This is a genomic window from Streptomyces sp. NPDC005004 (assembly GCF_053600675.1).
The window spans coordinates 270,520-296,049 of record NZ_JBSGAH010000002.1 but is presented as its reverse complement, the minus strand read 5'-3'; the positions used below and the strand labels follow the sequence as shown (position 1 = coordinate 296,049).

The window sequence follows — 25,530 nt, the reverse complement described above, 5'->3', positions numbered from 1 at the left end:
TCACGCGTGTGCCGGCCCGCTGTCCGCCCGCCGCAACTCCCCCGTCGCCAGGATCGAGTACGCCGCGCCGGTGTAGAGCAGTCCCGGCACGGCGAGCCAGTCGTGGTGTCCGTTCGTCGGGCTGGTCATGAGGTTGGGGGCAAGGAGGGCGATGCCCACGAGGAGGGCGGCGCCCAGGGCGAGTTGGACCTTCACGGGGAGGCAGCGGAAGGCCAGCCAGGTGGTGCGGTGGTCGGCCGGGGCGAGATAGGCGCGGATCAGGGCGGACAGGATGGTCGGGACGAGCAGGGCGAGGATCGCTGTCGTCGGCCAGGCCGGAAATCCGGTGGCCGGACGTACCGGAAGCGCCCTGTCGGGCAGTCGCCCGAGGGCTGTCAGTACGAGCAGAATCGCGCCCAGCGCGTAGGCGAAGGCGCCGTGCGCCTTGAAGGTCCACCCCATGGCGGGAGCTTGGCACACGGCCGGCGTCCGTCATCGTCCCGACCAGGATCTCTTACTCGTTCTCAGCGGGCTGAGCGGGTCGGGTCCTCGTCCGCCTCCGCTCCCCCAGCACCACCACCGCCCCCACCAGCACCGACATCACGCACCCCGTCGCCAGCACCGGACTCGGAGTGAACGTCACCGCCAGCACCGCGAGAATCCCGGCGCCCCACACCACGTCCGCCGCGCCGCAGCGCCCGTGGCGGTGCAGAAGGCGCAGGACGAGGAGGTACAGGGCCACCGGCACGGTGTACGCCGCCGCCACCGCGAGCCGGCTCAGATGGGCGTGGCCGGTCAGGTGGGCGATCTCGACCGCGAGGCCCGCGCCCGCGGCCGCCGCGGAGGCGAAGACGACGTAGTGGCCGTAGCCCCACAGGAGGGCCGTGCGCAGGGAGGTGAGGCGTTCGGCGGCGTCCTGGGTGAAGTAGAGCCACCACATCGCGAAGACGGTGAGGATGCCGCCGACGACCAGGGGGGCGATGTCGCCGAGGGAGACCGCGGTGTCGAGGGCGGTGCGTACGGTCGCGGTCGCGGCGGTGATCGACTCGCCGAGCACGATGAGGGTGAACAGGCCGTACCGCTCGGCGATGTGGTGCGGGTGCCAGGTGGTGCGTTCGGCGCGCTCGGCCCAGGCCGGTACGGCGAGTTCCGCGACGACGAGGACGAGGAAGGACGGCAGTCCCCAGCCGTGGGGCAGGGCGAGCCTCGCCACCCAGCCGATCTGGACGACGAGGATGCCGACGGCGTAGCGCAGGCTGGAGCGGCGGCGCCCGGGGTCGGAGCGGGCCGCGCGCAGCCACTGGCTGACCATGGCCAGCCGCATGACGACGTAACCGTAGGTGACGACCGTGAAGTCGTAGTGCTCCAGGGCATTGGCCGCGCCGGCCGCCATGACGAGGGCGCCGGTGATCTGGATCAGGGTGAGGACGCGGTACGGCACGTCGTCGGTGTCGTAGGCGGAGGCGAACCAGGTGAAATTCATCCACGCCCACCAGATGGCGAAGAAGACGAGCGCGTAGCCGAGCACGCCGTGTCCCGTGTGGCCGCCCGCCAGCTCGTGCTCGAACGCCGCGGCGGCCTCCGCGACCGCGGTGACGAAGCAGAGGTCGAAGAACAGCTCCAGGACGGTGGAGACGCGGTGCCGTTCGTCGGTGGGGCGGGCCACCATGGGGCGGTACCAGGACCGGCCGCTTCCGATGGGTGGTGACTGGTTCATGCCGGACACGGTAGTGGGGGCACCCGCACCGGTCTCGAATGCGATCACTCGCCGTCGCGCGGTGGAATGGAGTAACCCCAGCCCCTGGAGCTCTCATGGCCGACGCCCGCCCGCCCCTTCCCCCCTTCACCCGCGAGACCGCCGTCGAGAAGGTACGCCTCGCCGAGGACGGCTGGAACTCGCGCGATCCGGAGAAGGTCGCCCTCGCCTACTCGCCCGACAGCCGCTGGCGCAACCGCGCGGAGTTCCTGCGCGGCCGGGACGAGATCGTCGCCTTCCTCACCCGCAAGTGGGCCCGCGAACTCGACTACCGGCTGATCAAGGAGCTGTGGGCCTTCACCGGCGACCGGATCGCCGTACGGTTCGCGTACGAGTGGCACGACGACTCGGGCAACTGGTTCCGGTCCTACGGCAACGAGAACTGGGAGTTCGACGAGGACGGGCTCATGCGGGTCCGGCTCGCCTCCATCAACGACCTGCCGATCGGCGAGGACGACCGCGAGTACCACTGGCCGCTCGGCCGACGGCCCGACGATCACCCGGGGTTGTCGGACCTCGGGCTCTGAAGTCCGGGAAGCCGCAGCTCCGAGTCCGCGTGGAGGGTGATGCGCACCGGTACGAACGTGGTGGCGTCGGCCGGGAGGTCGCCGGTGCCGGTGGAGCGGGCGTAGCGCGGGTGGGCGCCGCCGCTGATCTGCCAGCGGACGCGGTGCCCGGCGGGGAAGCGGTGGGCGGTGGTGCCCATCGGCACGTCGAGCCGCGCGGGGGTGCCGTCCGCCGTACGGGCCCGGCCGAGGCCGTCGCAGACGTTGACCGAGCGGCCCTCGGGGTCGACGTCGCACAGCCGGGTGAAGACGTCGGCGTACCCGGTGTCGGTGGAGACGCCGATCCGCGCGGTGACCGGGCCGAGGATGTCCAGTGGTTCGGTGAGCGGCGGTCCGGTGAGGGTGAGGACGTCGGCGCGGGCCTCCAGGGGACGGTTGTCCCGGGGCCCGGCGCCGGGTGAGAGCAGGGGACCGCCGAGGGACGGGGTGGGGTCGTCGGGGTCGTAACGGAAGGACGCGACCGGGGAGTCGTCCCCGGGGGACTGGCGGGTGAGCCGGGCGCCGGAGAGCGGGTACCAGGAGGTCGCCTCCGTCTTCACCGGCCAGCCGTCCAGGTCCCGCCGGCTGCCGCCGAGGTGGACGCGCACCTCGGTCGGGCGCAGCTCGGAGCGGTCCTCGCACAGGTGGGCGCGCAGCCACGCGAGGCTTTCCGCGAACACCTCGGGCCAGCCCTGCTGGAGGGCGGAGGAGTGGGTCCAGGGGCCGACGAGCAGGGCGGTCTCACATCCGGCGCGGCGCAGGCGCTCGTACTGCTCGAAGGTCTGGTCGGCGAGCGCGTCGTGCCAGCCGGAGATCAGGCAGGTGGGGACGCGGAGACGGTCGGCCACCGCCGCCAGTGAAGCGCCCTCCCAGTGGGGGTCGTTGGCGTCCGGGTGGGTCATCATGCCGTCGAGCCAGGGCAGTTCGCCGAGGGCGGTCCGGTAGGCGCCGCGCAGCGGGCGGGCGCCGGTGATGCCGCCCAGGTGGCGCTTCAGACGCAGGGTCGCTCTCACGAACGGTATGACGCCCCGGTGTTGGTAGGTGAAGCCCACCCCGCAACTGAGGGCGTTCTCCAGGTGCAGGGCGCCGTCGGTGTGGAAGACGGCATGCGGGTCGTGCAGGGCGACCTGGAGCACCATCGCCTTCAGCTCCGGCGGCGGGTCGAGGGCGAGGGCCCACTGGGTGTAGCCGAGGTAGCTGGGGCCGATGGTGCCCAGCCTGCCGTCGAACCAGGGCTGTTGGCGCAGCCAGGCGACCGTCGCCTGGGCGTCGGCGGGCTCGTTGCGCCAGAAGTCGAAGGTGCCGCCGGAGCCGCCGGTGCCCCGGCAGCTCTGGACGACGACGTGGAAGCCCTGTTCGGCGAAGAGCAGGCCGTACATCGCGGACCACGGCAGGCCCCGGCCGTAGGGCGAGCGGACCAGCAGGGTGGGGAATTCGCCCTCGGCGCGCGGAACGTAGTGGTCGGTGAGCAGGGGGCTGCCGTCGGCGGCGGGTACCGGGATCGCGGGCTCGTACCCCACGGGGTGGCGCGGGTCCGGGAGCCCCCGGAAGGTCGCTCGCAGCAGGCGCGCGGACAGCGGCGGACGCCCCTTGGGCGAATGCGCCGCGCTCCCGGTGCCGGGCGTGGAAGATGACATCGGTCCCCTCCTCATTGTTCCCTCCCCTTTTCCGTACGGTGCACGAGAATAGGGGGTGCTTGGATGACCTTGGCAAGGGCCGACGCCGGCCGGCGGGGTAAAACCAAGGGAAAGCAAGGGAAAGGGAGCGCGGAAGACGTGCCGCACGACAAGGGAACGGGCGCCTTCGGCGTCGACCCGGAGCGGCTGTGGCTGGGGCCCACGGCGGAGCCGGCCGGGCCGCGCCGGGGACGGCGGCCGACGTTCAGCCGGACGGCGATCACGACGGCGGCGGTCGCTCTCGCGGACGCGGAAGGGCTGGACGCGGTCACCATGCGGCGGGTCGCCGCCGAGGTCGGCGCGGGCGTGATGTCGCTCTACACCTACGCCCCCGACAAGGAGACCCTCCTCGCGCTGATGGCCGACCACGTCTGCGGCGAGCTGCCGCTCTCGGACCCGCGCACCGGCGACTGGCGGACCGACCTGAAGACGCTGGCCCACCGGCAGCGCGACCTCATGCTCCGCCACCCCTGGCTGGCGGCCACGCTCGTCACCGGCACCACCCCCGGGCCGCGCGCCCTGGACTTCCTGGAGCGTGCCCTCGCCGCGCTCCGGCCGAGCGGGCTCGACGGCGCGGCACGGCTTGAGGTGTTCGCGCAGCTCACAGCCTTCGTGGCCGGGCATGTCCGTCATGAGCTGGCCCGGTCGGCGGCCTCGGGCTCACCCGGCTGGAGCGCGGCCGAGGCCCGCTACCTCACCGCCGTGGCCGCCGACGGCGACCACCCCGAACTGGCCGAGGCACTGGCCGCGCCGGGGCGCCCGGTCACCCCCGAGGCGACCTTCGACCGGTTCCTGAACCGGTTGGTCGACGGGCTGGACACCGCCTGACAGCGGTGCCCGCCCGCACCCGCCGCCGGTCCTCAGACCCAGATCGCCTGCGCCAGCGCCGTCCCCACGAACGCCGCCCCCAGGCCCGCCACCAGGCTTGCGATGACGTTGGCCGCGGCGAGGAAGCGGGCGCCGTCCTCTGCCAGGCGGAGGGTTTCGAAGGAGAAGGTGGAGTAGGTCGTCAAGGCGCCGCAGAGCCCCGTGCCGAGCAGGAGCTGGACGTTGTGGGAGGCCGCGCCGGCGACCACCGCGCCGGTCAGGAGGCCGAGGACGAAGCAGCCGAGGACGTTGACGGTGAAGGTGCCCCAGGGGAACACGGCGTCGTGACGTCTCTGTACGAAGCGGTCGGTCAGGTAGCGCAGCGGGGCGCCCGCCATGCCTCCGACGATCACCAGCAGCCAGTTCACGCGTGCCTCTCCTCGCCCACGTAGCGGATGACCTCGCAGTCGTCCAGGATCACCAGTCCCGAGGACACCAGCTCGTCCAACTGGGGCAGGAACGCCCGTACCCGGTCCTCCGTGTCCACGATCACGACGGCCACCGGCAGGTCCTCGTTGAGGGACAGCAGCCGGGCGGTGTGGATCAGGGAGGTCGCGCCGAAGCCCTCGATGCCGCGGAAGACGCTCGCGCCCGCGAGTCCAGCCGCGTGCGCGCGGTGGACGATCTCGCTGTAGAGGGGCTTGTGGTGGTAGGTGTCGTGCTCGCCGATGAAGATCGTCACCCGCAGGGCGTCTCCGGTCAGCCGTGTCGCCGTCATGACTGCCTCCAGGCGAGGACGCGGCGCGTGGCCGTGACCGCGAGGGCCACCGCGCCGAGGGCCGCGAACAGGGTCGCGGCCAGGTAGAGGAGGGCGGTGCGTGCCTCGCCCGCGTCCACGAGCCGTTCGATCTCGACGGCGTACGTCGAGAAGGTGGTGTACCCGCCGAGCACGCCGGTGCCGAAGAAGGGGCGCAGCAGGCGGTGGGCCGTCCACACCTCGCTGACGAGGACCAGGAAGACGCCGATGACCGCGCAGCCGGTCACGTTGATCAAGAAGGTGGTCCAGGGGAACCCGCCGGCGGCCGTGGGCCACAGCAGCGAGCCCGCGTACCGCGCCGTCGCGCCGATCGCGCCGCCCACCGAGACGACGGCCACGACGGGCGCCTGGGCCCGCCAGGACCGCGCGGGTTCGCGGGGTGCGCGCAGATCGGCGTCGGGGTTCACGGGTTCCTTCGCCGCGGCGGATCGCGATGCTGTCATGCAGGTACGTCTCCCTACTCGCCCGGGGCCCGCGCACACGGGCACACTCCATCGCAAGCAGGGACTGTCGGCGGCGTCGATGCCGCGGTTCGGGTACGGCGAGCCCCACCGCCGCGCCGCACCCCGGGGGGCACGGCAGGTCACCCAGCCTACCCGGGGCCCGCCATGAGTGACCACGTCACCGGCGGGGCCCGGCTGCTGCGGCTCTCCCGCTCTACGAGCCGACGGTCAGCGGCAGGTCGTCCGTGTAGGCGTTGATCGGCTGGGCCACGGGGTGGGTCTCGTGGACGTCCAGCGCGGCGGCCGCCGACTTGGTGCCGAGGATGCCGGCCGGGTGCCAGGTGCCGGTGACCGAGAGCCAGGTGTCGGCGGGCGGGGACTCGGCGCCGTACATGCGGAGCTTGACCGTCTGGGCGTCGGCCGCGCAGCAGGTGAAGATGATCCGGGTCAGGTACCAGCCGCCGTCCGCGCCGCCCGGCGTGACGAACCCGGTCAGCTGGACCGCGCGGCCCCTGAGCGACCTCGCCGGGTCCTGCCGGACCCGGTTGGTGAAGCCGGTCAGGGTCAGGGGGACGGGGGCGGTGGACACCGGGAGCGGCTCGAAGCGGGTCCGCTTCACCGGGGGTGCCGACTTCGTGCTCGCGTGGGAGGCGGTGTAGGCGCCGAGGGCCGGTGGGGCGTAGATCAGGAGGCTGAGAGCGGGGAGGGCGAGGAGCCAGGCGACCTTGGGGGCGCGGGAGTGGTCGTGCCCATGGTCCCCGTGGTCGTGGTCCGCGTGGTCGTGGCCGTCCGACGACCACCCCCGCAGCTCCAGCACCAGGTTCACCACCCCGAGCACGATCAGCACGGCCCCCGACGCCACGAGCAGCGGACGCAGCCCCTCCTTCACGTAGCGCAGATACAGCGTCGTGAAGAGGGCGCAGTGGAGCAGCCCCGCGCCGGTCAGCAGCAACAGGGCGCTCTGTACCGTCCGTCTCACAGCAGCCCCCCTCCGACCAGGACGCTCGCGGCGACCGCCACGACCGTCGTCGCCGCCGAGAAGCGGAGCGCGAACGCGCGGCCGAAGGTGCCCGCCTGAAGGGCGATCAGTTTCAGGTCCACCATGGGGCCGACGACCATGAAGGTCAGACGCGCGACCGGCGAGAACCCGGTCAGCGACGCCGCCACGAACGCGTCCGCCTCCGAGCACACCGCGAGCAGTACGGCGAGTCCGGTGAGGAAGGGCACCGCCAGCCAGGGCGAGCCGGAGAAGGTGTCGAGCACGGAGCGCGGGACGGCGACGTTGAAGGTGGCGGCGGCCATCGCGCCGAGGACCAGGAAGCCGCCCGCGTGCAGGAAGTCGTACTGGAAGCCGTGCCGGAACTCCGTCCAGCGGCTCCGCCCGTGCTCGTGTCCCAAGTGCCGTACGGCGGGACGCAGCCACTTCTCCTTGCCGAAGCAGAGCCACAGCCAGCCCATCACGGCGGCGGTGGCCAGCGAGGCGAGCAGCCGGGCGGCGACCATCGCGGGGTTGCCCGGGAAGGCGACGGCGGTCGCGGTGAGCACGACCGGGTTGATCGCGGGCGCGGAGAGGAGGAAGGCGAAGGCTGCGGCGGGGGTGACACCCCGTCTGATCAGGCTGTTCGCCACCGGTACGGAGGCGCACTCGCACCCCGGCAGCACCGCCCCCGCCACCCCCGCGACCGGCACCGCGAGCGCGGCCCGCTTGGGCAGCACCCGGGTGAACAGGTCGGCGGGGACGAAGGCGTTGATGGCGCCGGACAGGGCGGTGCCGAGCAGCAGGAAGGGCAGCGCCTGGACGGCGATGGCGAGGCAGACGGTGCGCCACGCCTGGACGGCGGGCTGGTCGAGCCATCCGGTGCCGGCGAGCAGCAGCACCACCGTGCCGAGGACGGCCGCCGCGAGAAGGGCCACGGCCAGGGGGCGCGGCCGAAGCCGGGGGCGTACGACGGGGGTGCGCACCGGCGGGGCGGCCACGACCGTTCGCGTCCCGTCGACCACACCCACCAGTTCATCCGTTTTTCCCATTTTCGCTCCGGATGTCGGGTGTGGCCGACCTTATGCGAGCGGCGTGCGCGCGACCGTGCGCACACGCCGTCTCACAGGTTCCGCTCAGACCAACTGACCCACCTGATAGTCCCCGGCGGGGAGCTGGAGCATCACGTTCATCCGGTTGTACGCGTTGATCAGCGCGATGAGCGTGACCAGCGCGAGCAACTGCTCCTCGTCGTAGTGCTTGGCCGCGTTCGCCCACACCTCGTCCGGGACGCCGCCGCCCGCGTCCGCGACGCGGGTGCCCTGCTCGGCCAGCTCCAGGGCGGCGCGCTCGGCGTCGGTGAAGACGGTGGCCTCGCGCCACCCGGCGACCAGATGCAGCCGCTGATGGGTCTCGCCCGCGTGCACGGCCTCCTTGGTGTGCATGTCGAGGCAGAAGGCACAGCCGTTGATCTGGCTGGCGCGGATCTTCACCAGTTCCTGCGTCGAGGCGGGCAGCGCGGACTCGGAGACCGCGCGCCCGGCGGCGCCGAGATGCTTGATGACCTTGCCGGAGATCGGGTTGGCGAAGACGTCGAGTCGGGCTTCCATGCCGTGCTCCCTGGTGCCGTTTCCGATGGATACACCGTTACGACGGAGGGCGGCGCCGGAGTGTGACACGGCGCGATGTGACCCGCGTCGCCCCCGCCTACTTGTTCCAGGTCTCGTCGTACGGGTCGCGCGGCGTCGGCACCGGCTTGGTGGACGTGACCTCCAGATACGGGATCGGGCCGCCGTTCACCGGGTCACGGGTCAGCCCCGGGCGGTAGGTGCCCTTCACCTCCAGCCACGCGTCCGGGCGCAGGACGGGCGGGAGCTGCCCGGTCAGGGCGATCTTGACCGGCTGGGCGTCGGCCGCGCAGCAGTTGAGCGCCATGCGGACGAGGTACGGCTTGCCGGAGCCGTCCAGGGACAGGAAGCCGGTGACGCGGACGGCGCGGCCGTGCAGCGTGTGGCCGTGGCCGTAGGCGGCGCGGGAGGCGTAGTCGACCACGCTCAGCGGGACGGGGTCGCTCGCGGGCAACGGGTCGTAACCGAAGGGCTTTTGGAGCGCGGTGCCGGTGCGCAGGGCGCTGTAGGAGCCGAGGGCGGGCGGGGCGACGAGGATGAGGGCGAGGAGCGGGAGGACGAGGAGCCAGGAGACGCCGGGTTCGGGGTGGGCGTGACCTTCGTGTCCCTCGCGCGCCTCGGGTTCGCCGTGCTCCCCGTGCTTCTCGTGCGCCTCGCGCTCCGGGTGGCCCGGCTCCTCCGAACCACCGCTCGCGGGAGCCGACTTCCCCCGCCGCCACTCGTACCAGACCGTCGCCGCCGCCGTCACGAGCAGCACCACCCCCGCCGCGAGCAGCAGCGGCTGGAGCCCCGCCTTGACGTACCGCAGGTACAGATCCGTCGTGCCCGCGTGCAGCAGGGCGCCGCCGAGCAGGAAGAGGACCGCCGCCTGGGCGTGCCGGTTCACAGGAGCACCGCCCCGGTCAGGAGCGCGCCCGCGACGGCCGCCGCGAAGGTGGCGGGGGCGAAGCGGAGCGCGAAGCCTCGGCCGAACGTGCCCGCCTGCATGGCGAAGAGCTTGAGGTCGATCATCGGGCCCACCACCAGGAACACGAGCTTGGCCGTCATCGAGAACTGGGTCAGTGAGGCCGCGACGAACGCGTCCGCCTCCGAGCAGATGGAGAGCAGCACGGCGAGGACGGCGAGCGCGAGCACCGACAACGCCGGGTTGTCGGCGGCCAGCCGGAGCCAGGTCGCCGGTACGACGGCCTTCAGCGTGGCAGCGGCCATCGCGCCGAGCACCAGGAAGCCGCCCGCGTGGACGGTGTCGTGGCGTACGGAGTTCCAGAACGTCTCGCCCCTGGTCGCGCCCTCGTGGGCGCCGTGGGCACGGGTGCGCAGCCAGTCGGTGCGGCCGAGCCGCTGCCAGAGCCAGCCCATGCCGCAGGCCACGAGAAGGCTCGCGCCGAAGCGGGCGACCACCATCTCGGGGTTGTTCGGGAAGGCGACGGCGGTCGCGGTGAGGACGACCGGGTTGATCGCGGGCGCGGAGAGCAGGAACGCGAAGGCGGCGGCCGGGGTCACGCCCCGGCACACCAGCGCGCCCGCGACCGGCACCGAGGCGCATTCGCAGCCGGGCAGGACGGCGCCCGCGAGTCCGGCGACCGGAACGGCGAGCGCGGGTCTGCCGGGCAGCGCGCGGGCGAAGAAGGAGGCGGGCACGAACACCGCGAGGGCGGCGGACAGGAGCACGCCGAGGACCAGGAAGGGCAGCGCCTGGACGGTGACGGCCACGAAGACGGTCGTCCAGCTCTGCATCACCGGGGTGCCGAGCGCGCCGCGGATCGGGGACTGGGCGAGGACGGCGAGCAGCAGGATCAGCGTCAGGACGAGCGGCGAGCTGAGGCGCGGGCGGCCCTCCCCGCCGGGCTCCCCCGCACCGCCCGCGCGTGTGGGCGGGGCGTCCTCGGTGATGGCCACGGGTGTTCCCTCCGGATCGGTACTCCTTCGGGGCGGTACGCGCCCCGGGGCGCGCCCGTTCACGCCATCCCTGGAACCGGGCCGCTCCTTGGGGCACTCTTTTCCCTCGTGGGGAGCATTCCTGGGCAGGGCGGGGCGGGCGGAGCGTCCGGGCACATGGTGGTGTGCGGCGACGACGGGCTCGCGCGCCGGCTGACCGCCGAACTGCGCGGAGTCTACGGCGAGCAGGTCGTCCTGGTCGTACCGCCGGGCGCGGACACGGCCGGACCGCCGATGGTCGGGCCGCCGCGGTCGGCGTCGGCGGCGCTGTTCGACCGCGTGGTGAACGCGGCGGTCGGGCGCGCCGGGGCGAACGCGGCCGTGCCGCCACCGGCGCCTCAACGCTCCTACGGTGAACGCGTGTTGGAGGCTCCGGCCGCCACCGAGGCCGTGCTCGCGGAGGCGGGGGTGGAGCGGGCGGCGGCGCTGGCGCTGGTGTACGAGGACGACGAGACCAACATCCGGGCGGCGCTGACCGCGCGGCGGCTGAACCCGCGGGTGCGGCTCGTCCTGCGGCTCTACAACCGGCGGTTGGGACAGCACATCGAGGAACTCCTCGATCAGGCGGCCGCGTTGGCCGCCGGGGACGACGAACTCGGCCTGCCCGACGGCTCGACCACCGTGCTGTCCGACGCCGACACCGCCGCGCCCGCGCTGGCCGCCACCGCGCTCACCGGGACCAGCCGGGTCGTCCACACCGACGGACTGATGCTGCGCGCGGTGGAGCGGGCGGCTCCGCCGGAGGGCGCGCCCGGGCTGTGCACGCTGGCGCTGCTCTCGGCCCCCGAGGCGGCGGACGGCTCCCCCGACCAGCGGCCCCGGATGCTGCCCGACGACGAGGAGGTACGGCGGGCCGGGAACCGGGCGCGGATCGTGCTCGAACAGGTCTCCGCGAGCACGGGACAGGCGGCCGGGGCCGGGCTCGGCATGGGGGTGGTGCCGCCGCTGGCCTCGCTGTTCTCGCCCCGCCTCCGGTGGTCGCTGGCGGGCCTGGCGGCCTGTGTCCTCGCGCTGGCGGTCGCGCTGTGGCTCGTCACCGGCATCCATCCGCTCGGCGCGTTCTACCTCACGCTCCTGGACCTGTTCGCGATCGACGACCCCGCGCTCGGCAAGTCGCTCGGCCGCCAGATCCTCCAACTCCTGTCCGGGCTCACGGGGTTGCTGCTGCTGCCGGTCCTGCTGGCGGCGGTCCTCGAGGGGCTCGGCACGTTCCGCACGGTGGGGGCGCTCCGCAAGCCGCCGCGCGGGCTCGGCGGGCACGTCGTGCTGCTCGGCCTCGGCAAGATCGGCACGCGGGTGCTGGTACGGCTGCGGGAGCTGGACATCCCGGTGGTGTGCGTGGAGTCGGGCCCGGAGGCGCGCGGGCTCGCGGTGGCACGGCGGCTGCGGGTACCGGTGGTGCTCGGTGACGTCACCCAGGAGGGCGTCCTGGAGGCCGCCAAGATCCACCGCGCCGCCGCCCTGCTCGCGGTGACCAGCGCGGACACCACCAACCTGGAAGCCGCCCTCTACGCCCGCTCACTGCACCCGAACGTCCGGGTCGTCCTGCGCCTCTACGACGACGACTTCGCCACCGCCGTCTACCGCACCCTCCGCGCCGCCCACCCCCAGGCCACCACCCGCAGCCGCAGCGTCACCTACCTGTCCGCCCCCGCCTTCGCGGGCGCGATGCTCGGCCGCCGCGTCCTGGGCGCCTTCCCGGTGGAGCGCCGAGTCCTCCTCTTCGCCTCGGTGGAAGTCACCGGCCACCCCGAACTGGAGGGCCACACCCTCGCCGAGGCCTTCCGCCCCGGTGCCTGGCGCACCCTCGCCCTGGAGGGCTACCCGGACGTCCCCCCGAACCACGTCCTCCGCAAGGGCGACCGCGTGGTGATCGCGGCAACGCGAAGGGGGCTGGCGGAACTCGGCTGAGTCCCGTCCGGGGGCTTCACCGGCCACCCCGTCCGTTGCCGATACGGCGCACGGCGCTGCGGCGGGCCGCCACGGGCGCCGGGGCCACGCGCCTTCCGCCCCGACGGGGCGGTGCGGCAACGGGGCGATGGGCAGCGAGACCGCCCGTGCGCCGGGCCGCCGGTGTGAGTCGCCCCGGCCACCGAGCCACCGGACCACGCGGGCTGCCGGTGCGCCCGCTGGGGCGGGGAGAGCTCGCAGCCCCCGTCCGCGTCGATGCGCGCCGGGCGCCTCGTGCGCGCGAGCGCCGCGGCGGGCGCTCGTGTGCGCAAGCGGCGGCGGGGCGCAGGAGCCGCGCGGGGACGTGGGGCCGCCGTCAGCCCCCGGCGACGCCGGCGCGCGCCCGCCGGGGGAGTGGGCGTCCCGGCTGTGGAGTCAGCCCTCACCCCCCAGGTGCCGTCGCGCGAAGTCCATCTCCAGGGCCACCTGCTTGATCCGTTCGTCGACCACCAGGGAGCCGTGACCGGCGTCGTAGCGGTAGACCTCGTGGGCCGCGCCGCGTTCGCGGAGGCGGTCCACGTAGTTGTCGACCTGGCGGATGGGGCAGCGGGGGTCGTTGACTCCGGCGGAGATGTAGACCGGGGCCTTGACCTGGTCGACGTAGGTCAGCGGGGAGGACGCCTCGAAGCGGTCGGGGACCTCTTCCGGGGTGCCGCCCAGGAGCGTGCGGTCCATGGCCTTGAGGGCTTCCATCTCGTCGTGGTACGCCGTGACGTAGTCCGCGACCGGGACCGCCGCGATGCCGACCGTCCACGCCTCGGGCTGGGTGCCGAGGCCGAGGAGGGTGAGGTAGCCGCCCCAGGAGCCGCCGGTGAGGACGAGGCGCTCGGGGTCGGCGAGGCCGGAGGAGACGGCCCACTCACGGACGGCGGCGACGTCCTCCAGCTCGATCAGGCCGACCCGGTGCTTCAACGCGTCGGTCCAGGCGCGGCCGTAGCCGGTGGAGCCGCGGTAGTTGACGCGGACCACCGCGTACCCCTGGTCCACCCAGGCGGCGGGGCCCGCGGCGAAGGAGTCGCTGTCGTGCCAGGTCGGGCCGCCGTGGAGGTCGAAGACCGTCGGCAAGGGCCCCGTGCTTCCCGCGGGCTTCTGGATCAGGGCGTGGACGCGGCCGCCCGGACCCTCCACCCACACGTCCTCCACCGCGACCGACGGCGGGCACTTCATGCCGGGCGGGTCCAGGACGATCTCGCCCGAGGTGGAGCGGACCACCGGCGGCTCGGCCGCCGACGACCACAGGTACTCCACGCTGCCGTCGGGACGCGCCGTCGCCCCCGAGACCGTGCCCGGCGGGGTCGGGATACGGGTCAGCGTGGAGTCCGCGAGGTCGTAGCGGAACAGCTCGCTGCGCGCCTCGAAGCCGTGCGAGATCAGCAGCGCGCTGCCGTCCGGGTACCACTCGGCGGCCACGTCGCCGGGCAGGTCGAGCGCGAGGTCGGTCTGCGTGCCGGTCGCCACGTCCCACACCAGCGGCTCCCAGCGGCCCCGGCGCTGGTGCCCGATGAGCAGCCGGGTGTCGCCGTCGACCGGGGCGAAGCCCAGCACCTCCAGGCCCAGCTCCTCGGTGCCGCCGCGCGTGTCGTCCAGCTCCGCGACGGTGCTGCCGTCGGGCCGCAGGACGCGCAGCGCCGCGTGCATGGCGTCGCCGTGCTCGGTGTGCTCGATCGCGATCAGCGAGCCGTCGTGGGAGAGGTCCCCGACCCCGGCGGACTCCCGGTCCTGGTACAGCAGCACCGGCTCCTCCCCGGCGCGCGCCAGGTGGATCGTGGTGCCGTCCTCGTCCGTGGACCGTCCGACGACCGCCGTACGCCCGTCCCGGCCGAGGGCGAGCCCGGCCGAGTAGGCGGGCTCGATGCCGGGGACGGCGGGCTCGTCCGGGCCGCCCGCGAAGGGCTGGCGGCGCCAGACGCCGAACTCGTCGCCGTCCTTGTCGTCGAACCACCAGATCCACGCGCCGTCCGGGGTGAGCACCCCGTCGGTCGTGCCGTTGGGCCGGTCCGTCACCTGCCGCTGGTCACCGCTCACGCGGTCCCAGGCGTACAGCTCGTACGTGCCGGTCGCGTTCGACACGAACAGCGACCGCTCCGGCGCGTCCTCGGCCCAGTCGGGCAGCGAGACGCGCGGCGCCCGGAACCGCTTCTCCCAGTCGGGCATCTCCACAGCTTCACTCATGCCCCTAGCATCCCCGACCGGGCAATCCCGCGTCGGCACGAGCGCACGCGGGCCCCCGGCGAAGGCACCCCGGCGGGCCGCCGTACCGTTGGGGTGTGTACCGGTTCCTGCTGACACCCCGCTGGTGGGGCATCAACGTCTTCGTGCTGCTCGCCGTCCCGTTCTGCGTGTTCATGGGGTCCTGGCAGCTCAGCCGGTTCGAGGGGCGGGTGCAGGACTCCCGCACCGCCACCGAGCAGGCCGCCTCCGACCACAGCGAGACGGCACGGCCGCTGGCCGAGATGCTGCCCGTGGACAAGCGGACCTCGGGCGAGCGGGTCACCGCGAGCGGGCGGTACGGCAAGCAGTTGCTGGTCCCCGACCGGCAGCTCGACGGCCGCACCGGGTACTACGTGCTGACCCTGCTGCGCACCGGCACCGGCCAGTCCCTGCCCGTCGTACGCGGCTGGCTGCCGGGGAAGGCCGACGCGCACACCGCGCCCGAGCCGCCCACCGGCGAGGTCACCGTCACCGGCGCGCTCCAGGCGCCCGAGACCCCCGGGGACAACGGCGTCAGCGCCCAGGGCGGGCTGCCCGCCGGGCAGACGGGCGCGATCAGCCCGGCCTCGCTGGTCAACCTGGTGCCGGACAGGCTGTACGACGCGTGGGTGACCCTCGACCACGCCGACGCGGGGATGAAGGCGGTCCCCGCCACCGCGCCCGCCGGTACCGGGCTCGACCTGAAGGCGTTCCAGAACCTCGGCTACACCGGTGAGTGGTTCGTCTTCGCGGGCTTCGTGATCTTCATGTGGTTCCGGCTGCTGCGCCGCGAGGCCGAGGCCGTGCGCGACGCGGAACTCGGCATCCTGCCGCCTGAGCCGCAGGACGCCGAGCCTCGGGTTCAGGCCCCCGGAACCATCCCGGTGAAGTAGACCGTCCCGGCGCACGCGTTCGGGACCGTCGCGGAGGCGCTCGGCGTGCCGCCGACGCCGCTGTACGTCACGAGCACGCTGCCGTCGGCGGGGGCGCCGTCGGCCACGAGCTGGGGTGCCACGCCCTCCGTGCCGGTGTTCTCGGCGCCGCCGCTCGCGCTGCCGTCCTGGCCGCCGGTCGGGGTCGGGTCGGGCGTGGGGTCGCCACCGCCCGTGCCGCCGGTCGCGCCGCCCTGGACGGGGCAGGTCTCCGACGGTACGAACCCGAACTTCTCGGCGTACGACGCGCCCGGCTGGAGCACCAGCGTGGACACGATCAGACCGGGCGCGGGCAGCGCCGCCGCCGCGTCGCCCGGTACGTGCATCGCGGTCGCGACCTTCGCGGGGTCGGCCGCGCCCTGGGCGCTCGCGCCGACGTACCCGGTGCCGGTGACCGTGCAGGCGGTACCGGAGGTGTTGGTGACCCGGAAGGTGCCGTAGACGACGCCGGAGGAGTCGGGGGCGTCGGTGGCGGCGGTCGCGCTGAGCTGCCCTGCCGTGCAGGCGGGGCCGCCGGAGGCGAGGGTCGCGGAGGGGTCGGCGCCGCCGGTGGAGCCGGCGCCCCCGGAGTGCTTCCTGCCCCGCTCGCCCTTGTCGCCGTCCTTCCCGTGCTGCCCGGCGGTGGTGCCCGCCTGACCGCCGGTGCCCTCCGTGGCGCCACCGCTGCTCCTGCCCTTGCCCTGGCTGCCCTGGGCGTCGGAGGACTGGCCCGCCATGGCGGTGTTGGGGTCGGTGCCGCCCGCGTTGGAGACGTGCACCAGGGCGGGGACGGCGGTGCACAGGAACAGCGCGGCCGCCGCCATGCCCACGGCCGCCTGCCGCTTCCTGGCCCGCCGCGCGGGTACGGCGTGCCGCAGCCGGTCCAGCGAACCGTCCCTCGGCGCGATGTCGTCCACCGCGGAGTGCAGCAGCCGCCGCAGCGCCAGCTCGTCCGACCCGAGCCCGGTCTCCACGTCCTGCGGTCCGCCGAGGTCGTCCAGCCCCGGCAGCCCACTCAGCCCGGTGAGCGCCGCCAACTCGGCGAGCCCGTCACCGGAGGAGTCCGCGGGCGCCTTCTTGGCCGGCTGCTCGTCCGGGGTCTGGGGCAGCACCCGGGTGGGCCGGTCGTCCGGCTTCTCGACGCTCCCGGGAGCCTTCGCGGCGGAGGGCGTCTCGTCGGCCTTGGACATCACGACCGTCTCGGCGGCCTCGGGCGCCTCGGAGTCTTCGGTCGTCTCCGAGTCCTCGGCCGACTCCACGGCACCGGAAGCCTCGCGCGTCCCGGCAGCGTCAACCGCCTCGGAAGCCTCGGCGTCTTCCGTTGTCGCCGAAACCGCCGTGGGCGTCTCGCGTTCCTCGCCGGTGGTCCGGCCGTCCCCCTCGGGGCCGTGCTTCACAGTTCCGTTCCCAGCGTGCGTAGGCGTGTCGTCGTGGCCGGTGTCCGGCTCGCGCGGCGGTTCCGCGCTGCCGCTCATGTCTTCGCCCCCATCGACACCCGCAGCGCGGCGATGCCACGAGAGCCGTACGCCTTGACCGAGCCCAGCGAGATGCCGAGCGTCTCGGCGACCTGAGCCTCCGTCATGTCGGCGAAGTAGCGCAGCACCAGGACCTCGCGCTGACGGCGCTGGAGGCCCTTCATCGCCTTGATGAGGGAGTCGCGCTCCAACTGGTCGTAGGCGCCCTCCTCCGCGCTCGCCATGTCGGGCATCGGCTTAGAGAGGAGCTTCAGGCCGAGGATGCGCCGGCGCAGGGCGGAGCGGGAGAGGTTGACGACCGTCTGCCGGAGATAGGCGAGGGTCTTCTCGGGGTCCCGCACGCGTTTGCGCGCCGAGTGCACGCGGATGAACGCCTCCTGCACGACGTCCTCGCAGGACGCGGTGTCGTCGAGCAGCAGCGCCGCGAGCCCCAGCAGCGAGCGGTAGTGCGCGCGGTAGGTCTCGGTGAGATGGTCGACGGTCGTGCCGGCGGCCGCGTCGGCCGCCTGGTCCTCCGAGCCGTCGCGCTGTCCGGGTATGCGGGTCTGCCGTCCCGTGGGCATCGGCGCGATCACCGGCATGTCGCCGAACGCGCGCGGCCGAAGGACGGCGCGGGGCGGACGGAGCGCCGCGGCGCCGCCTGCCGTTGGGGATACGCCCTGCTCGAAGAGCATCGGGGCGAATTCGAGTACCTCTGCCACGTCAGTTGGACACACGCACCCCCACAAGGGTTGTACGTGCCGGGCGTCACATGTGCGACGACCGACGGTTCCTCAAGTGCCGCCATGCGTCCCGCTCATCCCCTGTGTCCTCGTCGAACGGGCGTCACGCGCCCCCGATCACGGCGCCCCCGCGCCGGACTCCCGCGCTTCCCGGCCCACACGGTGACCGCAAAGACGCTCCCCGCCCTCCGCGTGGTTGCGGAGGGCGGGGAGGAAATCCTCTGTTGCCGTGAAGCCGGGGTTCAAGTGCTTTGGACCATGGTTCCGGCCACATTTCTTAAAATAATCCTACGGAACTCACAGGATTCCCCCACCGCTCCTACAGGGTCCCGGCGGCGAGCAGCTCCGCGATCTGCGCGGTGTTGAGGGCGGCGCCCTTGCGCAGGTTGTCGCCGCAGACGAAGAGTTCGAGCGCGGCGGGGTCGTCGAGCGCCCGCCGGACCCTGCCCACCCAGGTGGGGTCGGTGCCCACCACGTCCGCGGGGGTGGGGAATTCGCCCGCGGCGGGGTCGTCGCACAGCACCACACCGGGCGCGGTCGCGAGGATCTCGCGGGCGCCGTCGACGGTGACCTCGTCCTGGAAGCGGGCGTGGACGGTCGCCGAGTGGGCGGTGACCACGGGGACGCGGACGCAGGTGACGGCGACGGGGAGGTCCGGCAGGCCGAGGACCCTGCGGGACTCCTCCCGCACCCCCAGCTCCTCCGAGGACCAGCCGTCCGCGCCGAGCGACCCGGCCCACGGCACGACGTTGAGCGCGACCGGCTCCGGGAACGGCCCGGTCAGCTCGCCCGCTGCCCGCCGTACGTCGCCGGGAGCGCCGCCGAGTTCCGTACCGGCGACGAGGGACAGCTGGGCGCGCAGCGTCTCCACCCCGGCGCGTCCGGCGCCGCTGACCGCCTGGTACGAGGAGACGACCAGCTCGCGCAGGCCGTACTCGGCGTGCAGGGCGCCGAGGGCGACGATCATCGACAGGGTCGTACCGCCGGGGCTCGCGACGATGCCGCGCGGCCGGCTGCGTACGGCGTGCGGGTTGATCTCGGGGACGACGAGCGGCACCTCGGGGTCGGCCCGGAAGGCGCCGGAGGTGTCCACGACGACCGTGCCGCGCGCGGCGGCGAGCGGCGCCCACGCGGCGGCGACCTCGTCGGGCACGGCGAAGAGCGCCACGTCGATCCCGTCGAAGGCGTCCTCGCCCAGCGCGCCGACCTCGACCTCCTCCCCGCGCACGGTCAGCTTGCGGCCGGCCGAGCGCGGGGAGGCGAGCAGTCTGATCTCGCCCCACACGTCCGCGCGCTGGGACAGGATCTGGAGCAGGACGGAGCCGACGGCGCCGGTCGCCCCCACGACCGCGAGGCCCGGGGCGGGGCGGTTCATCAGCGGCCCGTGCCTCCGTAGACCACGGCCTCGTCGCTGTCGGAGTCCAGGCCGAAGGCGGTGTGCACGGCGCGCACGGCCTCGGTGACGTCGTCGGCGCGGGTGACGACCGAGATGCGGATCTCGGAGGTCGAGATCAGCTCGATGTTGACGCCCGCGTCGCTCAGCGCCTCGAAGAAGGCGGCGGTGACGCCCGGGTTGGTCTTCATCCCGGCGCCGACGAGGGAGATCTTGCCGATCTGGTCGTCGTAGCGCAGGGAGTCGAAGCCGATGCCGGGGCGGTTCTTCTCCAGGGCGTCGATGGCCTTGCGGCCCTCGGTCTTCGGCAGGGTGAAGGAGATGTCGGTCAGGCCCGTGGAGGCGGCCGACACGTTCTGCACCACCATGTCGATGTTGATCTCGGCGTCCGCGATGGTGCGGAAGATGGCGGCGGCCTCGCCCGGCTTGTCCGGCACGCCGACGACCGTGATCTTGGCCTCGGAGGTGTCGTGCGCGACACCGGAGATGATGGCCTGCTCCACCTGCTGTTCCCCTTGCTCGATCGGCTCGCTGCTGACCCACGTGCCCTTGAGTCCGCTGAAGGAGGAGCGGACGTGGATCGGGATGTTGTACCGGCGGGCGTACTCCACGCAGCGGTGGAGCAGCACCTTGGAGCCGGACGCGGCCAGCTCCAGCATGTCCTCGAAGGAGATCCAGTCGATCTTCCGGGCCTTCTTCACCACGCGCGGGTCGGCGGTGAACACGCCGTCCACGTCGGTGTAGATCTCGCAGACCTCGGCGTCCAGGGCGGCGGCCAGCGCCACGGCCGTGGTGTCGGACCCGCCGCGCCCCAGCGTGGTGATGTCCTTCTTGTCCTGGCTGACGCCCTGGAACCCGGCGACGATCGCGATGTTGCCCTCGTCGAGCGCGGTGCGGATGCGGCCGGGCGTGACGTCGATGATCCGGGCTTTGTTGTGGACCGAGTCGGTGATGACGCCTGCCTGGCTGCCGGTGAACGACTGGGCCTCGTGGCCCAGGTTTTTGATCGCCATGGCCAGCAGGGCCATGGAGATACGCTCTCCGGCGGTCAGCAGCATGTCGAATTCACGTCCGGCAGGCATCGGAGAAACCTGCTCGGCGAGATCGATCAGCTCGTCCGTCGTGTCGCCCATCGCGGAAACGACGACAACCACCTGGTTGCCGTTCTTCTTCGCTTCCACGATCCGCTTGGCGACGCGCTTGATGCCCTCGGCATCGGCTACGGAGGAGCCTCCGTACTTCTGCACGACAAGGCCCACGTGCGCTCCTCGCTCGGTTCGTTTGTGTCGGCTCAGTCTATCGAGCGTCCGAAATCGGCCACCGTGCTCCCGCATGGTGAGACATCGTGTCCGCCCCGTCCGAACCTGCCCAGCTCACCGGCCGCCACGCGGAAAGTGCCCCGGGTCACAGCACGCGGGTGACCCGGGGGCGGCCCCGGGTCACCCGGTGGTCAGCCACCCTGCCGGATGCCGAGCGGGGTGCCGATCTCCTCCTCCATCACGCGTCCCGCCTCGCGCTCCAGGAGGTCGTCGCCCATGGGCTCCTGGTCGGTGTCGAGGCCGTCCAGCTCCTCCAGGGGCTGGTCCAGGCGGACGTGGATGAGGACGGACTGGAGGGCGCGCAGGACGGCGGACGCGGTGGGGCCCCAGTTGGAGAAGTAGGAGAACTGCCACCACCACAGCGCCTCGGTGGCGCGGCCCGCGCGGTAGTGGGCCATGCCGTGGCGCAGGTCGGTGATGACGTCCGCGAGGTCGTCCGAGATACGGGCGGGCACGGGCGCCCTGCGGGGGGTGTACGGGTCGAAGACCTCGGAGTAGACGTCCACCGGGTCCAGCAGCCGGGCGAGGTTCTCGCGCAGCTCGTCGACGTCCGGCTCGGGGCCGGGGTCCGGCTCGTAGCGCTCGTCGGGCACGAAGTCCTCGTGCGCGCCGAGCCGGCCGCCCGCCAGCAGCAACTGGGAGACCTCGAGGAGCAGGAAGGGGACCGTCGAGCCGGGCTCGTCCCCCTTCGCCACCTCGGTGACGGCGACCAGGAAGCTCTCGACCTGGTCGGCGATCTGGACCGCGAAGTCGTCCGGGTTCCGCGTCGTGGCGTGCAGCGTGGCGTCAGACATCTAGGAGTCGTCTCCCCTCGAAGGCGCGGCCGAGGGTCACCTCGTCCGCGTATTCCAGGTCACCGCCGACCGGGAGGCCGCTGGCCAGGCGGGTGACCTTCAGACCCATGGGCTTGATCATGCGGGCCAGGTACGTCGCCGTCGCCTCGCCCTCGAGGTTGGGGTCGGTGGCGAGGATCAGCTCGGTGACGGTGCCGTCCGCGAGCCGGGCCAGGAGTTCCCTGATGCGCAGGTCGTCCGGGCCGACGCCCTCGATGGGGCTGATGGCGCCGCCGAGGACGTGGTACTTGCCCCGGAACTCGCGGGTGCGCTCGATGGCGACCACGTCCTTGGGCTCCTCCACCACACAGATGACCGACGGGTCACGGCGCGGGTCACGGCAGATGTTGCACAGCTCTTCCTGTGCCACGTTGCCGCAGGCCGCGCAGAACCGGACCTTGGCCTTGACCTCCAGGAGCGCCTGGGCGAGCCGTTTGACGTCCGTCGGCTCGGCCTGGAGCACGTGGAAGGCGATCCGCTGCGCGCTCTTGGGACCGACGCCGGGCAGTCGCCCCAGCTCGTCGATGAGGTCCTGGACCACGCCTTCGTACAACGGACTGCCTTTCCTGGAGACCTTTCGGTACGTACGGTAGTTGCCCCGGCGTCAGAACGGCAGACCGGGGATGCCACCGCCGCCGAGCCCCTGGGCCAGCGGGCCGAGCTTCTGCTGCTGGAGGGTCTGCGCGTTCTCGTTGGCCGCCTGCACGGCCGCGACGATCAGATCGGCGAGGGTGTCGGTGTCCTCGGGGTCGACCGCCTTCGGGTCGATCTTCAGACCGCGCAGCTCGCCGGAGCCGGTCACGGTGGCCCGCACGAGGCCGCCGCCCGCCTGGCCGTCGACCTCCGTGGCCGCGAGTTCCTCCTGGGCCCGCTGGAGGTCCTGCTGCATCTTCTGGGCCTGCTGGAGCAACTGCTGCATGTTGGGCTGGCCACCACCGGGAATCACGATCAGCTCCTGTCCTTTCCGGCGCCGCGTACGCCGCTCTGGCACGAGCCTACGTGCTCCGGGCGGCCCTCGCCCCGCCACTCTTTCGAGTGAGAACGACCGCGGCCCTATACCTGATCAAGACCCTCTTACGGGCGGATTGCCCGGGAAAGCCACCACTTGGCCACCCATTGGGCGGTAGGAAGGGTGGCGCGCGCGTCATGGAGTGGGTCGTTGTGGAGTGGGTCGTTTCAGTAGGGAGTGCCGGGTGGGTCAGGCGGAGATGCAACCCGAGGGTCCGCCGCAGGACGGGTGGGGCGGGGGCGCGACCGGGGCGGCCGACCTGACGGGCCGGGCGTTCCCGCTGGGTGACTGGGGGGAACCGGCGGAGCGGCTGGACGAGCTGTACCGCTGGGTGGAGGACGGCGCGCTGCGCACGGCGGCCTGGTACCTCCGCGACCGCCTGTGGCGCCGCCGCACGGCCCGCCTGCTGCGCCTGGGCACGACGGCGGGGGTGGCGACGGGTTCGGTGCTGCCGCTCCTGGACCTGACCCACGCCGTACCGGGCGCGGCTCCCTGGGGGTACGTGGCGTTCGTGGTGGCCCTCGCCTGCACCGGTCTCGACCGCTACTTCGGCGTCTCCTCCGGCTGGATGCGGGACATCGCCACGGCGCAGGCGATCCAACGCCGCCTCCAGACCCTCCAGTTCGACTGGGCCTCGGAGTGCGTCCGCGAGGTCCTCGGTCCGGCCGAGGGCACGGCGGCCGAGGCCGCCGACCGCTGTCTGAACGTCCTGCGCCGTTTCTCCGACGACGTGACGGACCTGGTCCGCGCCGAGACCTCCGACTGGATGTCCGAGTTCCGGGCGGCGCCTTCCCCGCTGACCCCGCACACCACGCCCCGCCTTCCGCACCCCGACCCGTCCGTCCCGCCGCCCCGGCCGCTCCACTCGCCGCCGGGCCCCCGCCCGAACATGCCCCGGCAGCGACCGCCGGAGCCCCGCTGACGGCCGCGCCGGGCCGCAGCGGGGGTTTGGGGGTCTCACCGTCTCGTGAACGTGCGGCTCCCGCCGCCCGCCGTCGGGGTGCTTCTCAGGCGGCCGTCGGACAGGAGGGTCAGGACCGCGGGGGTGCCGGGGGAGCAGGAGGAGAGGGGCGCGCCGGAGGCGAGGGTGGGGGTGCCGAAGCGGAGGGAGTGCGGAGCCGCGCCCGTCAGGGGTGCCGTGGATACACAGTGGCGGGCCGGGGTGTCGGTCACCAGGGTCAGGACGTCGTCGCCGATGCCGCCCTGGGTGAGGGTGAGGCGGTGGCCGGGGGACCGCCAGGTGCCGAGGTAGGCGGAGGGGACCGCCGGCGCTGCCGGGGAGTCGACGGGCGGGGTGGCCGTGGGGCTGCCCCCGTGGAGGAGGGCGTAGACCGAGCCGCCCGCGCCGAGGACGACGACGAGGGCCACGACGACGAGGAGGACGGTGGAGCCGCTGCCGCGACGGGGAGCGGGCGGGGCGGCCGGGCCGTGGGAGTGGGCCTGGGGATGGGGATGGCCGTAGGGGCCCTGGCCGCCCTCGGCGGCGGTCGGCCAGTGCTCGCCGTCGCCCACCGCTCCGTGCTCGACTTCCTCCGGCCCCCAGCGATCCACGACAGCCCGCCCTCCCCCAAGGCGCGCACCCCCGTACGCGCGGCCCGGCGCACGCGGGACATCCCCCGCACGTGCGCGGATTCCGAGAATAGTGGGGCGGCTCCGGCCGGGGGCCGGCTCGCGGGGACGGCCGCAGAACAGACAGTCTGTCGCGCGTCGCGGCCACCGGGCAGGCAGCCCGCCGATGTCGCGGGCCACCCCGCGCCGCATACCCTCCCCCGCATGACGTCACAGCCGCAGGCACAGCCACAGCCGCACGCGACCCCCGACCCCGCCACCGGCCGCGCCGTAAAGGCCGCCGACCGCGCCCACGTCTTCCACTCCTGGTCCGCGCAGGAGCTGATCGACCCGCTCGCCGTGGCGGGCGCCGAGGGCTCGTACTTCTGGGACTACGACGGCAAGCGCTACCTGGACTTCACCAGCGGGCTCGTCTTCACCAACATCGGCTACCAGCACCCGAAGGTCGTCGCCGCGATCCAGGAGCAGGCGGCGCGGATGACGACGTTCGCGCCCGCGTTCGCCGTCGAGGCACGCTCGGAGGCGGCCCGGCTGATCGCGGAGCGGACCCCCGGCGAGCTGGACAAGATCTTCTTCACCAACGCGGGCGCCGACGCGGTCGAGCACGCGATCCGGATGGCCCGGCTGCACACCGGGCGCCCGAAGGTGCTCTCGGCGTACCGCTCGTACCACGGCGGCACCCAGCAGGCGGTCAACCTCACCGGCGACCCCCGGCGCTGGCCCTCCGACAGCGGCACGGCCGGTGTCGTCCACTTCTGGGCGCCGTTCCTCTACCGCTCCCGCTTCTACGCGGAGACCGAGGAGCAGGAGTGCGCGCGGGCGCTGGAGCACCTGGAGACGACGATCGCGTTCGAGGGGCCCGGCACCATCGCCGCGGTGATCCTGGAGACGATCCCGGGCACCGCCGGGATCATGGTCCCGCCGCCCGGCTACCTCGCCGGAGTCCGCGAGATCTGCGACCGCCACGGCATCGTGTTCGTCCTGGACGAGGTGATGGCCGGGTTCGGCCGTACCGGCGAGTGGTTCGCGGCGGACCTCTTCGACGTCGTCCCGGACCTGATGACCTTCGCCAAGGGCGTGAACTCGGGATACGTGCCGCTCGGCGGGGTCGCCATCTCGCCGGAGATCGCGGACACCTTCGCCACGCGCCCGTACCCCGGCGGGCTGACCTACTCCGGGCACCCGCTGGCCTGCGCGGCCGCCGTCGCCACGATCAACGTCATGGCGGAGGAGGGCATCGTCGAGAACGCCAAGCGGCTCGGCGAGACGGTCCTGCGTCCCGCCCTCGCCGCGCTGGCCGAGCGCCACCCGAGCGTGGGCGAGGTGCGCGGCACCGGCATGTTCTGGGCGCTGGACCTCGTCCGGGACCCCGAGACCCGCGAACCGCTGGTCCCCTACAACGCCTCCGGCGGCTCCAACGCCCCCATGGCCGCCTTCACCGCCACCGCCAAGCAGCACGGCCTGTGGCCCTTCGTGAACATGAACCGCACCCACGTCGTCCCGCCCCTCAACATCACGGAAGCGGAACTGAAGGAGGGCCTGGCGGCGCTGGACGCCGCGCTGACCACGGCAGACGACCACGTGATCGGCTGAC

General features: G+C 73.3%; 26 protein-coding genes. 6 read left to right on the top strand and 20 right to left on the bottom strand.

Annotated features, from left to right (window positions below):
- Both ACWEEU_RS03745 and ACWEEU_RS03740 read right to left on the bottom strand, forming a co-directional pair.
- Positions 1 to 441 (bottom strand): hypothetical protein, encoded by a 441-nt coding sequence (locus tag ACWEEU_RS03745; RefSeq protein ID WP_451728080.1) that lies wholly within the window; start codon positions 439 to 441, stop codon positions 1 to 3.
- Between the two features lie 52 nt (positions 442 to 493).
- A complete protein-coding gene (locus ACWEEU_RS03740) occupies positions 494 to 1,696 on the bottom strand; it encodes a low temperature requirement protein A (RefSeq protein WP_451728077.1) in 1,203 nt (400 codons plus the stop codon).
- 95 nt (positions 1,697 to 1,791) lie between these two features.
- Here ACWEEU_RS03740 and ACWEEU_RS03735 point away from each other — a divergent pair, with 95 nt between their 5' ends.
- Positions 1,792 to 2,262 (top strand): nuclear transport factor 2 family protein, encoded by a 471-nt coding sequence (locus tag ACWEEU_RS03735; protein WP_385742753.1) that lies wholly within the window; start codon positions 1,792 to 1,794, stop codon positions 2,260 to 2,262.
- Here ACWEEU_RS03735 and ACWEEU_RS03730 read toward each other — a convergent pair.
- The gene (locus tag ACWEEU_RS03730) at positions 2,232 to 3,917 is read right to left on the bottom strand and encodes a CocE/NonD family hydrolase (protein ID WP_451728072.1); all 1,686 of its coding nucleotides are present in this window, start codon (positions 3,915 to 3,917) and stop codon (positions 2,232 to 2,234) included. The two genes, ACWEEU_RS03735 and ACWEEU_RS03730, sit on opposite strands and share 31 nt — an antisense overlap.
- Before the next feature lie 138 nt (positions 3,918 to 4,055).
- Between ACWEEU_RS03730 and ACWEEU_RS03725 the strand changes: the two genes are divergently transcribed.
- Positions 4,056 to 4,784, top strand: coding sequence for a TetR/AcrR family transcriptional regulator (locus ACWEEU_RS03725; protein WP_451728069.1), 729 nt, complete (start codon positions 4,056 to 4,058; stop codon positions 4,782 to 4,784).
- A 32-nt stretch (positions 4,785 to 4,816) separates the two neighbouring features.
- On the opposite strand, the gene crcB (ACWEEU_RS03720) is transcribed toward ACWEEU_RS03725, so the two are convergent.
- From crcB (ACWEEU_RS03720) to ACWEEU_RS03685, 8 genes are all read right to left on the bottom strand, one after another.
- Positions 4,817 to 5,191: a fluoride efflux transporter CrcB gene (gene crcB, locus ACWEEU_RS03720; protein WP_451728066.1), complete on the bottom strand. Its 375-nt coding sequence runs from the start codon at positions 5,189 to 5,191 to the stop codon at positions 4,817 to 4,819.
- Complete coding sequence (locus tag ACWEEU_RS03715; protein ID WP_451728063.1) at positions 5,188 to 5,541, bottom strand: DUF190 domain-containing protein; 354 nt, start codon at positions 5,539 to 5,541, stop codon at positions 5,188 to 5,190. Before ACWEEU_RS03715 ends, crcB (ACWEEU_RS03720) begins: the two co-directional genes overlap by 4 nt.
- Positions 5,538 to 6,023: a fluoride efflux transporter CrcB gene (crcB, locus tag ACWEEU_RS03710; protein ID WP_451728060.1), complete on the bottom strand. Its 486-nt coding sequence runs from the start codon at positions 6,021 to 6,023 to the stop codon at positions 5,538 to 5,540. The genes ACWEEU_RS03715 and crcB (ACWEEU_RS03710) overlap by 4 nt, the downstream gene beginning before the upstream one ends.
- Before the next feature lie 214 nt (positions 6,024 to 6,237).
- Positions 6,238 to 7,002 carry a TIGR03943 family putative permease subunit gene (locus tag ACWEEU_RS03705; protein WP_385742741.1) on the bottom strand — a complete coding sequence of 255 codons (765 nt, stop codon included), beginning with the start codon at positions 7,000 to 7,002 and terminating at the stop codon, positions 6,238 to 6,240.
- Positions 6,999 to 8,051: a permease gene (locus ACWEEU_RS03700; RefSeq protein WP_451728057.1), complete on the bottom strand. Its 1,053-nt coding sequence runs from the start codon at positions 8,049 to 8,051 to the stop codon at positions 6,999 to 7,001. The genes ACWEEU_RS03705 and ACWEEU_RS03700 overlap by 4 nt, the downstream gene beginning before the upstream one ends.
- Positions 8,052 to 8,135: 84 nt before the next feature.
- Positions 8,136 to 8,609 (bottom strand): carboxymuconolactone decarboxylase family protein, encoded by a 474-nt coding sequence (locus ACWEEU_RS03695; protein ID WP_385742737.1) that lies wholly within the window; start codon positions 8,607 to 8,609, stop codon positions 8,136 to 8,138.
- Positions 8,610 to 8,706: 97 nt separating this feature from the next.
- Positions 8,707 to 9,513: a TIGR03943 family putative permease subunit gene (locus tag ACWEEU_RS03690; protein WP_451728053.1), complete on the bottom strand. Its 807-nt coding sequence runs from the start codon at positions 9,511 to 9,513 to the stop codon at positions 8,707 to 8,709.
- Positions 9,510 to 10,526, bottom strand: a complete 1,017-nt coding sequence (locus ACWEEU_RS03685; protein WP_451728050.1) for a permease — start codon at positions 10,524 to 10,526, stop codon at positions 9,510 to 9,512. The genes ACWEEU_RS03690 and ACWEEU_RS03685 overlap by 4 nt, the downstream gene beginning before the upstream one ends.
- Positions 10,527 to 10,682: 156 nt before the next feature.
- Between ACWEEU_RS03685 and ACWEEU_RS03680 the strand changes: the two genes are divergently transcribed.
- Complete coding sequence (locus ACWEEU_RS03680; RefSeq protein WP_385742779.1) at positions 10,683 to 12,476, top strand: NAD-binding protein; 1,794 nt, start codon at positions 10,683 to 10,685, stop codon at positions 12,474 to 12,476.
- A 414-nt stretch (positions 12,477 to 12,890) separates the two neighbouring features.
- Here ACWEEU_RS03680 and ACWEEU_RS03675 read toward each other — a convergent pair whose 3' ends face one another.
- The gene (locus ACWEEU_RS03675; protein WP_385742732.1) at positions 12,891 to 14,687 is read right to left on the bottom strand and encodes a S9 family peptidase; all 1,797 of its coding nucleotides are present in this window, start codon (positions 14,685 to 14,687) and stop codon (positions 12,891 to 12,893) included.
- Between the two features lie 95 nt (positions 14,688 to 14,782).
- Here ACWEEU_RS03675 and ACWEEU_RS03670 point away from each other — a divergent pair, with 95 nt between their 5' ends.
- Complete coding sequence (locus tag ACWEEU_RS03670) at positions 14,783 to 15,598, top strand: SURF1 family protein (protein ID WP_385742730.1); 816 nt, start codon at positions 14,783 to 14,785, stop codon at positions 15,596 to 15,598.
- Here ACWEEU_RS03670 and ACWEEU_RS03665 read toward each other — a convergent pair.
- The 7 genes from ACWEEU_RS03665 to ACWEEU_RS03635 form a co-directional block, all read right to left on the bottom strand.
- A complete protein-coding gene (locus ACWEEU_RS03665) occupies positions 15,568 to 17,091 on the bottom strand; it encodes a hypothetical protein (RefSeq protein ID WP_451728046.1) in 1,524 nt (507 codons plus the stop codon). The genes ACWEEU_RS03670 and ACWEEU_RS03665 overlap by 31 nt on opposite strands.
- Positions 17,088 to 17,792: a SigE family RNA polymerase sigma factor gene (locus tag ACWEEU_RS03660; protein WP_374100152.1), complete on the bottom strand. Its 705-nt coding sequence runs from the start codon at positions 17,790 to 17,792 to the stop codon at positions 17,088 to 17,090. The genes ACWEEU_RS03665 and ACWEEU_RS03660 overlap by 4 nt, the downstream gene beginning before the upstream one ends.
- Before the next feature lie 340 nt (positions 17,793 to 18,132).
- Positions 18,133 to 19,188, bottom strand: a complete 1,056-nt coding sequence (locus ACWEEU_RS03655; RefSeq protein ID WP_385742726.1) for an aspartate-semialdehyde dehydrogenase — start codon at positions 19,186 to 19,188, stop codon at positions 18,133 to 18,135.
- Positions 19,188 to 20,465, bottom strand: a complete 1,278-nt coding sequence (locus ACWEEU_RS03650; RefSeq protein ID WP_018547903.1) for an aspartate kinase — start codon at positions 20,463 to 20,465, stop codon at positions 19,188 to 19,190. Before ACWEEU_RS03650 ends, ACWEEU_RS03655 begins: the two co-directional genes overlap by 1 nt.
- 191 nt (positions 20,466 to 20,656) lie before the next feature.
- Entirely contained in the window at positions 20,657 to 21,319 is a 663-nt protein-coding gene (locus tag ACWEEU_RS03645; protein ID WP_385742724.1) for a DUF5063 domain-containing protein, read from the bottom strand.
- Complete coding sequence (gene recR, locus ACWEEU_RS03640; RefSeq protein ID WP_361665160.1) at positions 21,312 to 21,911, bottom strand: recombination mediator RecR; 600 nt, start codon at positions 21,909 to 21,911, stop codon at positions 21,312 to 21,314. The genes ACWEEU_RS03645 and recR overlap by 8 nt, the downstream gene beginning before the upstream one ends.
- Positions 21,912 to 21,962: 51 nt before the next feature.
- Positions 21,963 to 22,304 (bottom strand): YbaB/EbfC family nucleoid-associated protein, encoded by a 342-nt coding sequence (locus ACWEEU_RS03635; RefSeq protein ID WP_026248919.1) that lies wholly within the window; start codon positions 22,302 to 22,304, stop codon positions 21,963 to 21,965.
- 247 nt (positions 22,305 to 22,551) lie between these two features.
- Here ACWEEU_RS03635 and ACWEEU_RS03630 point away from each other — a divergent pair, with 247 nt between their 5' ends.
- Positions 22,552 to 23,289, top strand: coding sequence for an SLATT domain-containing protein (locus ACWEEU_RS03630; RefSeq protein WP_385742722.1), 738 nt, complete (start codon positions 22,552 to 22,554; stop codon positions 23,287 to 23,289).
- A 35-nt stretch (positions 23,290 to 23,324) separates the two neighbouring features.
- On the opposite strand, the gene ACWEEU_RS03625 is transcribed toward ACWEEU_RS03630, so the two are convergent.
- Complete coding sequence (locus tag ACWEEU_RS03625; protein ID WP_385742720.1) at positions 23,325 to 23,918, bottom strand: hypothetical protein; 594 nt, start codon at positions 23,916 to 23,918, stop codon at positions 23,325 to 23,327.
- Between the two features lie 222 nt (positions 23,919 to 24,140).
- On the opposite strand from ACWEEU_RS03625, the gene ACWEEU_RS03620 reads away from it, so the two are divergent.
- Positions 24,141 to 25,529 (top strand): aspartate aminotransferase family protein, encoded by a 1,389-nt coding sequence (locus ACWEEU_RS03620; RefSeq protein WP_385742718.1) that lies wholly within the window; start codon positions 24,141 to 24,143, stop codon positions 25,527 to 25,529.
- Position 25,530: the final 1 nt, after the last annotated feature.

Excerpts from the sequence above, each read along its gene's own strand:
- ACWEEU_RS03745 (WP_451728080.1), bottom strand. The coding sequence starts at position 441 with ATGGGGTGGACCTTCAAGGCGCACGGCGCCTTCGCCTACGCGCTGGGC.
- ACWEEU_RS03740 (WP_451728077.1), bottom strand. The coding sequence starts at position 1,696 with ATGAACCAGTCACCACCCATCGGAAGCGGCCGGTCCTGGTACCGCCCC.
- ACWEEU_RS03735 (WP_385742753.1), top strand. The coding sequence starts at position 1,792 with ATGGCCGACGCCCGCCCGCCCCTTCCCCCCTTCACCCGCGAGACCGCC.
- ACWEEU_RS03730 (WP_451728072.1), bottom strand. The coding sequence starts at position 3,917 with ATGTCATCTTCCACGCCCGGCACCGGGAGCGCGGCGCATTCGCCCAAG.
- ACWEEU_RS03715 (WP_451728063.1), bottom strand. The coding sequence starts at position 5,541 with ATGACGGCGACACGGCTGACCGGAGACGCCCTGCGGGTGACGATCTTC.
- crcB (WP_451728060.1), bottom strand. The coding sequence starts at position 6,023 with ATGACAGCATCGCGATCCGCCGCGGCGAAGGAACCCGTGAACCCCGAC.
- ACWEEU_RS03700 (WP_451728057.1), bottom strand. The coding sequence starts at position 8,051 with ATGGGAAAAACGGATGAACTGGTGGGTGTGGTCGACGGGACGCGAACG.
- ACWEEU_RS03695 (WP_385742737.1), bottom strand. The coding sequence starts at position 8,609 with ATGGAAGCCCGACTCGACGTCTTCGCCAACCCGATCTCCGGCAAGGTC.
- ACWEEU_RS03680 (WP_385742779.1), top strand. The coding sequence starts at position 10,683 with ATGGTGGTGTGCGGCGACGACGGGCTCGCGCGCCGGCTGACCGCCGAA.
- ACWEEU_RS03675 (WP_385742732.1), bottom strand. The coding sequence starts at position 14,687 with ATGAGTGAAGCTGTGGAGATGCCCGACTGGGAGAAGCGGTTCCGGGCG.
- ACWEEU_RS03665 (WP_451728046.1), bottom strand. The coding sequence starts at position 17,091 with ATGAGCGGCAGCGCGGAACCGCCGCGCGAGCCGGACACCGGCCACGAC.
- ACWEEU_RS03655 (WP_385742726.1), bottom strand. The coding sequence starts at position 19,188 with ATGAACCGCCCCGCCCCGGGCCTCGCGGTCGTGGGGGCGACCGGCGCC.
- ACWEEU_RS03645 (WP_385742724.1), bottom strand. The coding sequence starts at position 21,319 with ATGTCTGACGCCACGCTGCACGCCACGACGCGGAACCCGGACGACTTC.
- ACWEEU_RS03620 (WP_385742718.1), top strand. The coding sequence starts at position 24,141 with ATGACGTCACAGCCGCAGGCACAGCCACAGCCGCACGCGACCCCCGAC.